This is a genomic window from Gibbsiella greigii (genome assembly GCF_039540155.1).
In the GTDB taxonomy this organism is placed as follows: domain Bacteria; phylum Pseudomonadota; class Gammaproteobacteria; order Enterobacterales; family Enterobacteriaceae; genus Gibbsiella; species Gibbsiella quercinecans.
In genome coordinates, this window is sequence record NZ_BAABEM010000021.1 from 292,274 (window position 1) to 304,820 (window position 12,547).

Annotated in this window: 10 protein-coding genes; 7 read left to right on the forward strand and 3 right to left on the reverse strand. The window is 55.7% G+C overall.

The features are described 5' to 3' along the window. Positions 1–166: 166 nt before the first annotated feature. Together rcsD and rcsB are read left to right on the forward strand one after the other, a co-directional pair. A complete protein-coding gene (rcsD, locus tag AC559G_RS15700) occupies positions 167–2,863 on the forward strand; it encodes a phosphotransferase RcsD (RefSeq protein ID WP_498913170.1) in 2,697 nt (898 codons plus the stop codon). Continuing rightward, positions 2,856–3,506, forward strand: coding sequence for a response regulator transcription factor RcsB (gene rcsB, locus AC559G_RS15705; RefSeq protein WP_279024511.1), 651 nt, complete (start codon positions 2,856–2,858; stop codon positions 3,504–3,506). The genes rcsD and rcsB overlap by 8 nt, the downstream gene beginning before the upstream one ends. Before the next feature lie 79 nt (positions 3,507–3,585). Here the strand turns inward: rcsB and eco are convergent, their stop codons facing one another. Next, positions 3,586–4,089, reverse strand: a complete 504-nt coding sequence (gene eco / locus AC559G_RS15710) for an ecotin (protein ID WP_498913171.1) — start codon at positions 4,087–4,089, stop codon at positions 3,586–3,588. 314 nt (positions 4,090–4,403) lie between these two features. Here eco and ybjG point away from each other — a divergent pair, with 314 nt between their 5' ends. The 4 genes from ybjG (at position 4,404) to AC559G_RS15730 (ending at position 8,452) form a co-directional block, all read left to right on the forward strand. Continuing rightward, positions 4,404–5,009, forward strand: coding sequence for an undecaprenyl-diphosphatase (gene ybjG, locus AC559G_RS15715; protein ID WP_498913172.1), 606 nt, complete (start codon positions 4,404–4,406; stop codon positions 5,007–5,009). 164 nt (positions 5,010–5,173) lie between these two features. After that, positions 5,174–5,854, forward strand: a complete 681-nt coding sequence (gene deoC / locus AC559G_RS15720) for a 2-deoxyribose-5-phosphate aldolase (protein WP_498913173.1) — start codon at positions 5,174–5,176, stop codon at positions 5,852–5,854. Positions 5,855–5,919: 65 nt separating this feature from the next. After that, positions 5,920–6,684 carry a DNA-binding transcriptional repressor DeoR gene (gene deoR / locus AC559G_RS15725; protein WP_498913174.1) on the forward strand — a complete coding sequence of 255 codons (765 nt, stop codon included), beginning with the start codon at positions 5,920–5,922 and terminating at the stop codon, positions 6,682–6,684. 469 nt (positions 6,685–7,153) lie between these two features. After that, complete coding sequence (locus AC559G_RS15730; protein ID WP_498913175.1) at positions 7,154–8,452, forward strand: HAAAP family serine/threonine permease; 1,299 nt, start codon at positions 7,154–7,156, stop codon at positions 8,450–8,452. A 604-nt stretch (positions 8,453–9,056) separates the two neighbouring features. On the opposite strand, the gene AC559G_RS15735 is transcribed toward AC559G_RS15730, so the two are convergent. Next, the gene (locus AC559G_RS15735) at positions 9,057–10,262 is read right to left on the reverse strand and encodes a serine hydrolase (protein WP_498913176.1); all 1,206 of its coding nucleotides are present in this window, start codon (positions 10,260–10,262) and stop codon (positions 9,057–9,059) included. Between the two features lie 398 nt (positions 10,263–10,660). On the opposite strand from AC559G_RS15735, the gene AC559G_RS15740 reads away from it, so the two are divergent. Next, on the forward strand, positions 10,661–11,317 hold the full coding sequence (locus AC559G_RS15740) for an HAD family hydrolase (RefSeq protein WP_498913177.1): 657 nt from the start codon (positions 10,661–10,663) through the stop codon (positions 11,315–11,317). A gap of 74 nt (positions 11,318–11,391) precedes the next feature. Here the strand turns inward: AC559G_RS15740 and AC559G_RS15745 are convergent, their stop codons facing one another. Next, positions 11,392–12,495 (reverse strand): PQQ-dependent sugar dehydrogenase, encoded by a 1,104-nt coding sequence (locus AC559G_RS15745; RefSeq protein ID WP_498913178.1) that lies wholly within the window; start codon positions 12,493–12,495, stop codon positions 11,392–11,394. Positions 12,496–12,547 lie beyond the last annotated feature (52 nt).

The window sequence follows — 12,547 nt, forward strand, 5'->3', positions numbered from 1 at the left end:
TTGTGATAAAAACAGGCTTCATTTTTAGCAAACTGCCGCTGTTGATGCCACGATTGAGCCCGGTTCACGCCCACGCGCGGCATCGGGCACGTATTGCCTACCGGGCAACGGCGTGCCAACGCGCCGCCATCATCGGCATTGTCAACACAGGAACGCACCGTCAACCATGCAAAACAAACAACTGACGATCAGCTCAACCAATCTGACCCGCTGCTTCCTGCTGTTTATCGTACTCCTGCTGGTCTCACTTGGCCTGTACGGCTATAACTACACCAATTCCTGGCTGGCGGAAAAAAAGTACGCCTTGAATGCCATCAGCAACAGCCTGCAGCAGCGCATTGACTATTACCGCTATGTGACCTACCAAGTCTACGATCGCTTTGGCAACGCTTCGGTACTGACGGCCACCCCAGATCTGCAGGAAACCCGTCTGCGCCCGGACGTGTATTACGTCGAAAAACCATATAAGAAAACCGACGCCGTGATTTTCGGCACCCATGACAGCAATACGCTGGCCATGATTGCCGGGGTTTCGGACTATCTGGACATGCTCTGGGGGGCGGAAAAAGAGCAGTACACCATGTACTACCTCAACGGCCTGGATAACAGCCTGAGCATGGTGACCACCCAACCGGTGAAAGAGCTGATTTCCCGTTATAAGGAAAACTACCTGGCCAATTCGGCCGAAGACCGCCGAGCGGAAATGTTGCAGCAGGCCAATATGCTCGACGAACGCGAAAGCTTCTCTGAGCTGCGTAAGCAACGGGCCCCCAACGCCTATTCATTCTCTATCCATACCACATTCAACCAACCGGGGCATTTGGCGACCGTCATCGCCTTTGAACTTCCGGTCAACGACATTATTCCCGCCAACATGGCGCGTGCCAACTTTGCGCTGCTGCCGAACAATGTCGATCCGGAAAGCACGGCCGAGCCAAACGCGGCCGCCGGCAGCACCGCCCTCACCGGCAGCTGGCTGGAATTCAATATCCCGTTGGCCAACGCGCCGCTGAAGCTGGTCTACCATGTGTCCAGCATCAGCCTGGCGTTCGATCTGCTGCACAACAATATTTGGCTACTCGCCATCCACCTGCTGCTGTTGCTGCTCTCCCTGCTTGGCATCTACTTTATTCGCCGCCAATATATCCACCCCAGCGAAAGCATGGCCGCAGAGCTGGAAACCGAACGCGCACTGTGTAAGGAGATCGTCGCCAATCTGCCTTCCGGCCTGTTGGTATACAATTTCGCCAGCAACACCGTCATCGCCAGCAACCAAACGGCGGAGCACCTGCTGCCCCATCTCAGCCTGCAAAAAATCGCGCATATCGCCGAGCAACATCATGGGGTGATCCAGGCAACGGTTAACAATGAAGTGTATGAAATCCGCCTGTTCCGCAGCCAGCTGTCGCCGGACATTTACCTGTTCCTGCTCAACGATCAGGATAAGGAAGCCATCGTCAATAAACGGCTACAGCAGGCGCGGCGTGAATACGACAAAAACGTGCAGGCGCGCAAGCTGATGCTGCACAATCTGGGCATTGAACTGAACCAACCGGTGCGCCAGATCCACGATCTGGCCGGCCAATTGCACAATCAGCCGGATCCGCAGCAACAACAGGCGCTGCTGGGCCAATTGTCCACCGCCTCCAGCGCGGTGCTGGCGCTGATCGACAACATTACCTTGCTCACGCGCCTTGAAACACAAGATTGGCAACCTTCGCGGCAATCATTTACCCCCGTTCAGTTGATCGACGATCTGTTGCTGGAAGCCTTGCCGATGATCAACCAGAAAGGGCTGGCGCTGTTCAACCATTGCCAGTTGGCCGCCGATCAAAACTATGTCGGCGATGTGAATGCGCTGCGCAAAATCCTCTCCATGCTGCTGCACTACGCCATTATCACCACCGCCTGCGGCAAAATCTCTGTGGTAGCGGAAACCGATCCGGCAAGCCCGGATCGCTTGATATTCCACGTTAATGACACCGGCGCAGGCCTTTCCAGCGATGAGCTCAGCAACCTGGATTACCCGTTCACCAGCCAGGCGCTGGCCGATCGTTTCAATCAGGGTTCCGGGCTGACGTTCTTCCTGTGTAACCAACTGTGCAAAAAGCTTAACGGCCAACTGGATATCCGCAGCAAACCAGACATCGGCACGCGCTATATCATCCACGTGACGATGGAAGCCGAGCAAAAGGAAGAAGAAGAGCCGGAAAAATTGCTGGACGGCGTCAAGGCGTTACTGGATATCACCTCTGAAGAGGTGCGCAGTATCGTTACCCACCTGCTGCACACCTACGGCGCGGACTGCCTGATTGCCGAAGAACATGCGGCCAACCACGACTACGACATTCTGCTGACCGACAACCCGCAGCGGGCTGATGACTATACCCTGCTGCTGGCCAGCGACGAACCCGGCTGGCAGCAGTTGGAAAAACGTTATATTCGGGTGAATTACAACCTGAGCAGCGCCATGCTCGATGCCATTCTGGTGCTGATGGAGCAACAAATGGCCGCTCTGGAGCAGGAGGACGATCTGCTGTCGTTAACGGCAGAAAATCTGCAACACTATGAAAAACAATTGAAATCAAGTGATTACTATGGCTTGTTTATTGATACAGTACCCGACGATGTCAAAAAACTGTATACTGAGGCGGGCAGTAGTGATTTCGAGGCTCTGTCACAGACCGCACACCGCCTGAAAGGCGTATTTGCTATGTTAAATCTGCTTCCGGGCAAGCAACTGTGTGAATCGTTGGAACAGCTCATCGCAGATGGTGATGCGCTTCAGATAGAGAACAACATCAGTCAGATTGATTTTTTCGTCAGTAGACTGCTGCAGCAAGGTAGCCAACCACATGAATAACCTGAACGTAATTATTGCTGATGATCACCCTATCGTGCTTTTTGGCATCAGGAAGTCACTTGAACAAATTGAATGGGTGAATGTCGTTGGGGAGTTCGAAGACTCAACGGCGCTGATCAACAATCTGTCCAAACTTAACGCCGACGTATTGATCACCGATCTCTCAATGCCGGGTGACAAGTACGGCGACGGCATTACGCTGATCAAATACATCAAGCGCCACTATCCGCAGTTGTCGATCATTGTTCTTACCATGAACAATAACCCGGCGATCCTGAGCGCCGTCCTGGATCTGGATATCGAAGGCATTGTGCTGAAGCAAGGCGCCCCGACCGATCTGCCCAAAGCGCTTGCCGCATTGCAGAAAGGCAAAAAGTTCACCCCGGAAAGCGTTTCCAAGCTGCTGGAGAAAATCAGCGCCAGCGGCTATGGCGACAAACGCCTGTCACCGAAAGAAAGCGAAGTGTTGCGCCTGTTTGCTGAAGGTTTCCTGGTAACGGAAATTGCGAAGAAGCTTAACCGCAGCATCAAAACCATCAGTAGCCAGAAGAAATCGGCGATGATGAAGCTGGGCGTCGACAACGACATCGCTCTGCTCAACTACCTTTCCTCCGTCAGCATGACGCCGGTGGACAAAGACTAACCCCAAAGGCCAGCCAACGCCGGCTGGCCGTTTTTAGCTACGCCCCACCGGGTTCAACACGCTTTCCCCCTGAAAGAGCTTATTGACGCACCGCGTTTACCCTCACGTCGTTGGTCTGCCACAGGCGGTATTTCACTTCCACATCTTGCGGCACATACACCACGATCGGCAGGCGGCTGTTGTAGCGTTGCATCGCGGCTTCACCCAGGTTTGCGGCGACAAACTGCGTGTGCTTGCTGCTATCCGGGCAGGCCATTCGAGTGGATGCCGGCGGCGAGAGTTTTTCCAGCACCAGATAATCGTAGCCCCATCCTTCCAGCGTGTTGCGCTCAAGGTTGCCCCCCATGAAATGGCGGTTGCAATCCACCTGCAGCGTTTTACCGATCAGCAATTCCACTTTCATGTTCTCTTCGTGCTCCTGCGGCGGCAGGAAGATCACCTGGCGGCTCATACCCTGTTCCGCCTGCGGATAGGGAGCAATACTTTCCAGCGACGGTTGGCCTGCGCCAGCCGTTGCGGCCGCATTCGCCCCTGCACAAGCAGCCATCAGCAGGCCAGTGAGAACCAGAGAAGTCGTTTTCATCCGCAATATCCTTATAATCTTGATAAATGGTAAAATTCAGCTAAAACGTTACGTTCACTGCACAGCCTACCACAAGCCAAATTAAATAAACCCTCAACAGCCCCCCAGATTAAGCGCCCTTCCCTTTACTCGCTGGCACCATACTTTTATGGTTAACCGCATTTTTGGCTTACTTGTCAGCGGGTTGCTACTTTCGAGCCATGCTGTTCGCTGGCAGCGCCTCGTGCCGCCAAGGGCAGCAGCGGGAATGGCTAATCAACTGGCTGTTTATTGGTGGGCAAACGGCAGGCAATACCCACTGTGAGGGAAACATCATGGAACAACTGAATCACGTGCTTTTCATCGCGATCGATGCCACCCCGGCATCCCCCAAATGGCTGATTGAATTCGCCCTGTTCCTGGCCCGCGATATGATTGCCATCGTACCGCTGCTGATCGTTGGGCTTTGGCTATGGGGTCCGAAGGATCACCTGGTATCACAGCGTGAAGTGGTCAGCAAAACCACCATCGCGCTGCTGTTTGCCATGGCCACCGCCACGGCGATCGGCATGCTCTTGCCCTATGAAAGGCCGTTTGTCCCCGGTTTTGGCTATACCTTCCTCGCACATAATCCGGATAGTTCATTTCCCAGCAACCACGGCACGGCCATCTTTACCTTTGCGCTAGCCTTCCTGTGCTGGCACCGGGTGTGGTCCGGCATTCTGCTGATGGCGATCGGCGTGGGCATCGCCTGGGCGCGGGTGTACCTTGGCGTGCACTGGCCGCTGGACATGGTGGGCGCGTTCTTGCTGGGCATCGTCGGCTGCCTGTTCGCCCAGTTGGTCTGGAACCTGTATGGCGATGCCATCGCCAGCACGCTCGGCCGCCTGTATCACGCCCTGTTCGCCTTGCCGATACGCAAAGGGTGGGTAAAAGAATAATCCGCAAACGGTCAGAATGTTAATATCAAAACATTAAATGTTATAAAAATCACAACTTAAGCGTTAAAAGCTATGTATATAAGCCTTTTTAGCGGTTGATGTATTATTTTCTCACGAAAATGTTATGATAATAACATCACTACTTCACCGTATCAGGGATCACAATGACGACCGAACACATTGATTATGCGCGCTATATCGACCACACCTTGCTCGCCATGGACGCCACGGAAACGCAGATCGCCAAGCTGTGCGAAGAGGCCCTACAGCACCATTTTTATGCAGTCTGCGTGAATTCGGGCTACGTCCCGCTGGCGGCGCAATTGCTGCAGGAAAGCGACGTGAAAATCTGTTCGGTTATTGGCTTCCCGCTGGGCGCAGGCCTGACCATTGCCAAAGCGTTTGAGGCCAAAGCCGCTATTGCCGCCGGCGCGCAAGAGATCGATATGGTCATCAACGTCGGCTGGTTGAAAAGCGGCCTGCTGGACGCCGTGAAGGCAGACATCGCGGCAGTACGCGAAGTGTGTGACGCAATCCCATTGAAGGTGATCCTGGAAACCTGCCTGCTCAGCGATGAGCAGATCGTTCAGCTGTGCGAAATCTGCCGTGCGCTTGACGTCGCCTTTGTGAAAACCTCTACCGGCTTCAGCACCGGCGGCTCCCGGGCCGAACATGTTGCCCTGATGCGCACCACCGTCGGCGAGCAAATGGGTGTGAAAGCCTCTGGCGCCGTGCGCGATCGCGCGACTGCCGAGAAAATGATCCAGGCCGGCGCCACCCGTATCGGCACCAGCTCCGGCGTTGCCATTATCGCCGGTGAAAAAGCTGCCGACGGCAGCTACTGACGTAACTTCGGCGCCCTTCCAGCAAGCGCCTCCTTACACAGGCATTTTTTGAGTAGCAGAAACCAATGGAAACCCGGCGCGCAGAACGTATCAAGCAGCTAAGCCTGGCCCTGAAAAAAGCGGACAAGCTCCATGTGAAACAGGCCGCCGCCCTCTTGGGCGTTTCGGAAATGACGGTGCGCCGCGATCTTAGCGCAGGGCATGCCGCTGTCACGCTGCTGGGCGGGTATGTGGTGGCCGATTTACGCCACAGCGCCGCCACGCGTTATTCGCTCACCGATCAGCAAACCCGGCGGCTGCCGGAAAAACGCCGCATCGGTGCCCTAGCCGCGGCTCTAATTAACAGTAACGATACGGTTTTCTTCGACTGTGGCACCACCACCCCAGCCATCATTGATGCGATTGACGACAGCCGGCCTTTTACCGCCATCTGCCATGCGCTAAATACCTTCCTGGCCCTGCAAAGCAAGCCCAACTGCCGCGTGATCTTGTGCGGCGGTAGTTTTAATCCCGGCAATGCCATCTTCAACAGTCTTGGCCAGCATAGCGAGCTGGATCATATCTGCCCAACGCTCGCTTTCATTTCTGCCGCCGGTCTAAGCCTGCAGCATGGCGCCACCTGTTTTAACTTCGACGAACTGGCCATGAAGCACCGCGCCCTACGCATGGCCCAGCAGAAGATCCTGGTGGCCGATCACAGTAAATTCGGCGTAGAAAAGGCCGCCGTCATCGCCCCATTGCCCCAGTTTGATCGGGTGATAACCGATCGTCCGCCAAACGCTGAATTTAGCGATTTCTTCACCGAACACGGCATAACGCTCCATTGCTAATGGCCATTGCGTTCTTCCCTGCGCGCAGTAGCAAAAGCCCCCTGCCCCGCATTGTATTTACATGCCATATTTCATGAAAACGTGACACCAATCACTAAAAAGGCTTAATCCGGGTTTTTAGCTAGATCTACACGAGCAGTTAAAATATATTTCCACCCATAAATAAAAGGGTAGTTTTTTGTATGGTTAATTATCCACCATGCAGAATGAAAAACAGGCAACAAACTTTCGCCCCCGCAAGATAAAACATCCGTTACCCGCGCCGCATAACGCACAAAAAAACGACAAAATAATAAATTTATGCACAAATAACGCACAATAGAGCAAGATCACAGTTGTTTATGCCAAAAGCAGCTATCTTGCGGCCATCAAAATCGGGCGCCTTCACCCTAGCGGCGATGGCGCCTGCGTTTTCGATTTTATGTTTCGCCTTGGACGTTAAAAAAACGTGTTCACTTCGGAGATATCTATGGACACCATACAGACCGGCACGATTGCCTCTACAACAGTGGAATCCAGCAGTACCTGGCGTAAAACAGATACCATGTGGATGTTAGGCCTGTACGGCACCGCGATCGGCGCCGGCGTGCTGTTTCTCCCGATCAACGCCGGTATTGGCGGCCTGATCCCATTGGTTATTATGGCGATTATTGCTTTCCCAATGACCTTTTTCGCCCACCGCGGGCTGTGCCGCTTTGTGCTGTCGGGTAAGAACCCCGGTGAAGACATCACCGAAGTGGTGGAAGAGCACTTTGGCATCAGTGCCGGTAAGCTGATTACCCTGCTCTACTTCTTTGCGATCTACCCCATTCTGCTGGTTTACAGCGTTGCCATTACCAACACCGTCGACAGTTTTATGACCCACCAATTGGGCATGACGGCACCGCCGCGCGCCATCCTGTCGCTGATCCTGATCACCGGCCTGATGACCATCGTACGCTTTGGCGAACAGGCCATTGTGAAAACCATGAGCATCCTGGTGTTCCCGTTTGTCGGCGTACTGATGCTGCTGGCGCTGTATCTGATTCCCAACTGGAGCAGCGCCATTTTTACCGATGCCATGCTGCCCGCCAGCGGCAATGCGATGGGCCACGGCCTGATGATGACCCTGTGGCTGGCGATCCCGGTGATGGTATTTTCCTTCAACCATTCACCGATCATTTCCGCTTTTGCCGTGGCAAAACGTAACGAATACGGCCCGGCGGCAGAAAAAAAATGCACGCGGATTCTGGCTTATGCACACATCATGATGGTGCTGACCGTCATGTTCTTCGTTTTCAGTTGTGTACTGAGCCTGTCGCCGGCGGAGCTGGCCGAAGCGAAAGCGCAGAACATTTCCATTCTGTCTTACCTTGCCAATCACTTTCACAACCCGATGATTGAATACATCGCGCCGGTGATTGCCTTTGTGGCGATTACCAAATCCTTTCTTGGCCACTATCTGGGTGCGCGCGAAGGTTTTAACGGCATGATTGCCAAATCGCTGAAAAGCCGTGGCAAGACCATCAGCACGCATCGGCTTAATCGCATCACCGCGGTGTTTATGCTGGTGACCACCTGGGCTGTCGCCACGCTGAACCCCAGCATTCTGGGCATGATTGAGACACTAGGCGGCCCGATCATCGCCATGCTACTGTTCCTGATGCCGATGTACGCGATCCGTAAAGTGCCGGCCATGCGCAAATACAGCGGGCATATCAGCAACGCTTTTGTGGTCGCCATCGGCTTGATCGCCATGTCGGCCATTCTGTATAGCCTGTTTAGCTAGTCAATTATCGGGGGGATCGACGGATTTGGTTCCCCTCACCCCAGCCCTCTCCCACCGGGAGAGGGAGCCCCCCGAGTCCTGCTGAAACATTAGCGTTCATTTGCCAAACCTGACGCAAACTATTTCCTCACCCTTAGGGAGAGGATTAGGGTGAGGGCGAAGTTAGCAGACCGTTGCCCCAACCGAGCTCGGACCGTCCCCTCTCCCTTGGGAGAGGGTCAGGGTGAGGGCGAAGTTAGCGCACCATTGCCCAAACCGGGCGCGAACTGTCCCCTCTCCCTTGGGGAGAGGGTCAGGGTGAGGGTGAAGTTGGCGCACCGTGGCCCAAACCGGGCGCGAACTGTCCCCTCTCCCTTGGGAGAGGGTTAGGGTGAGGGCGAAGTTAGCGTACCGTTGCGCAAACCGGGCGCGAACTGTCCCCTCTCCCTTGGGGAGAGGGTTAGGGTGAGGGCGAAGTTAGCGCACCATTGCCCAAACCGGGCGCGAACTGTCCCCTCTCCCTTGGGAGAGGGTTAGGGTGAGGGCGAAGTTAGCGCACCGTTGCCCAAACCGGGCGCGAACTGTCCCCTCTCCCTTGGGGAGAGGGTTAGGGTGAGGGGGTTAATCAGCCAAAGATACTGCTAAACCACTGGGTCACCGTCATCACGATGCGGTCCCAAATCCGGCTAAAGAAGTTGCCTTCTTTCACTTCCTGCATCACCACCAGCGGCCGCTGCTCAATCGTTTTGCCGTCCAGTTGAAAATCAATCGTGCCGACCACCTGGTTCTTCGCCAGTGGCGCTTCAAGCGTTGGCTGGGTCAACTTGTAGCTGGCCTTCAGATTTTTCATCTGCCCTTTCGGGATGGTGATCGCCGCATCTTTCGCCACACCCAACGGCGCTTCGCTCACCTCGCCGAACCACACCCGCTGGGTCACAAAGGGTTTGTCAGCCTTGATCGGCGTGACGGTTTCATAAAAACGGAAGCCCCAGGTCAGCAGCTTTTCGCTTTCACTAAAGCGCACGCGATCGCTCGGCGCGCCCAGCACCACGGAAATCAAACGCATGGGGCCATCGGTGGCGGAAGCCACCAGGTTATGCCCAGCGCCGCTGGTATAGCCGGTTTTGATACCGTCTACATTCAGGTTGGAGCTCCACAGCAGACGGTTGCGGTTTACCTGGCGAATCTTGTTAAAGGTAAACTCTTTTTCTTTATGCAGCGCATATTCTTCCGGCACATCGCGGATCAACGCCTGGCTCAGCAGCGCCATATCGCGCGCCGTGCTGTATTGCCCTTCCGCATCCAACCCGTGCACCGTCAGGAAATGCGTATTCTGCAGCCCCAGGCTGTTGGCATAGTTGTTCATCAAGCCAACAAAAGCGTCCTGGCTGCCGGCCACATAATCGGCCAATGCGATGCTGGCATCGTTGCCGGACTGTATCACCACCCCTTTGTTCAATTCAGACACCGGCACCTGATCGCCCGGCTTGATAAACATCAAAGAGGAACCCCGCAGCACTGGGTTGCCGGTTGCCCAGGCGTCTTTGCCCACGGTAACAATATCGGTCGGCTTAATCTTGCCGGCCTTAACCGCCTGGCCAATGACATAGCTGGACATGATTTTGGTCAGGCTGGCGGGATCCAGACGGGAATCAGGGTTGCCTTCGGCCAGAATCGTGCCGCTGTTATAATCCATCAGCACAAAGGCTTTTGCGTCAATCTGCGGCGCGGCCGGGGGCTCTGCAGCTTGCACGGCGGGTACGGCCAATAAAAGAACGCCGACGCAAAACGTCAGCCGTTTTAATGAGTGGGGAAAGTGTCTTTTCATCATGCGTCGCCAGAGTATCCATTCAACCTATTGAAGTAGCGTTAACTTTCAAACATGTTTACGTTTTCAGCCAACCAGCGAAAGCAGCCCGGTGCGCCTGCATCTGCCGCAGACTCCCTGCGGCCGCACTCAAAGAAAGGAGCGCACCCGAAACGCCTTTTAGTGAGTTTATTAGATTCATCTTATTTTTGCAGGGTTTAGCATCAATTTTCAGCATTTTTACATAACTGTACATGTGCAGAAAAATGGCCAGCCTGTTATGTGAATCGTCAACAAACTGCCGCCGAATTGTCATGCGCTTTTTTTATCATGACCAGAGCGCCGTTTAATCAGCATCTTTGCTGGCTGGCGGTAAGCGTTATCCGCTATGCTGAGTATTCACAGACAGCCGGAGAAAACCGATGGATTTAGCCCTGTTCGATCTGGATGAAACCCTGATAGATGACGACAGCACCAGCCTGTGGCTACGCTGGCTGGTGGCCCAGGGCTTTGCGCCTGAAGCCTTGCAGCAGCAGGAACAGCAACTGATGCAGCGCTATTATCAGGGGACGCTGGCGATAGAGGATTATATGCGCGCCACCCTGGCCCCGCTGGAAGGGCTCAGCGCCCAGACCGTTGCCGGTTGGATTGCCCGGTACGTGCAGCGCGACATTCTGCCACGCGTCTACCCAGCGGCGCGTGAACGCCTGCAATGGCACCGTGAACGCGGCGACTACATTCTGATCGTTTCCGCCAGCGGCGAACATCTGGTGGCGCCGATCGCCAGCCAATTGGGCGCCGATGGCGCACTGGCGGTTGGCGTAGAGATCAAAGAGGGGCGCTTTACCGGCAGCATCTATGGCACGCCAACTTATCAGCAAGGCAAGGTCACCCGCCTGCAACAATGGCAGGCACAACACCCGGCGTTACGTTTCGGCCATAGCCACAGCTATAGCGACTCGATCAACGATAAAGCGCTGCTGGCGTTCGCCGACAGCGCCACGGTGATCAACCCAGACAGCGATTTGCACGCGCTGGCGCTGCAACACGGTTGGGAAATCCGCTACTGGGAACGTTAGCCCACGGGTTTTGCCGGCGTGCGGGGCGCTGGGGGCAGCGGCCCGCACGCACGATTGCCGGCCAAAACCCGGGTTTACGATTCCCCCACGCGCAGCAGTTTGCCGTTTTCCTCGTCGGTCAGCAGGTAGAGATAACCATCCGGCCCCACGCGCACATCCCGGATGCGCTGCCCGCGATCGGCCAACAGGGTTTCTTCCGCCACCACCTTATTTCCCTCCAGCGTCAGGCGCAGCAGCGAACGATGGGCCAGCGCACCAATAAAGAGCGAATGCCGCCAGGCTGGAAAGCGCGTGGCGTTATAGAATGCCATTCCGCTCACCGCGGGGGAGGCCTGCCAATAGTAAAGCGGCGGCTCGGTGCCGGGCGCTTGCGGGCCCTGGGCTTCGGGGATCGCCAGCCCGGAATAGTTAACGCCGTGGGTCGCCAGCGGCCAGCCATAGTTCTTGCCGGCCTGGGGAATATTGATCTCATCGCCACCGCGCGGCCCGTGCTCGTGCAGCCACACTTCCCCGGACCACGGATTGAGCGCCATTCCCTGCGCATTCCGGTGGCCATAGGACCAAATCTCCGGGCGTGCGCCTGCCTGGCCGACAAACGGGTTATCGGCAGGCACGGCCCCCGTAGCCGTCAGGCGCACAACCTTACCCTGCAGTTTGTCCAGATCCTGCGCCGTTAGCCGTTGGTTATTTTCGCCCAGCGTAATGAACAGGTAACCCTGACGATCAAAAACCAAGCGCGAGCCAAAATGGTTGCCGGTCGAAAGCGCGGGTTGCTGGTGCAACAATACCCGAAAATCATCCAACTGCGTGTTGGCCGCGTTCAGGCGTCCCACGCCAACCGCGGTGCCCGCTTTGCCGCCCGGCGCCGCTTGCGCAAAGCTCAAATAGACCAGACGGCTGCTGGCGAAGTCCGGCGCCAGCGCCACATCCATCAAGCCCCCCTGCCCGCGGGCATACACCTGTGGCACACCGGTAATCGGCGGCGACAGCCCCTTGCCCGCTTGCCATAGCCGCAGCCGCCCTGGCCGTTCGGTGATCAATATCCCCTGCTCGCCGGGTAAAAATGCCAGCGCCCACGGGTGTTCAAGCCGATCCTGCAATTGCGTGACGACCGGCGCCGCGTACAGCAGGCCGCTGCTAATCAACAAAAGTCCGCTAATCAGATAATGACGAAGCATGGGCGCCTCCGGGGCGTTGGAAAACGGTCCCTGTCAGTTTAGCCCACGATAT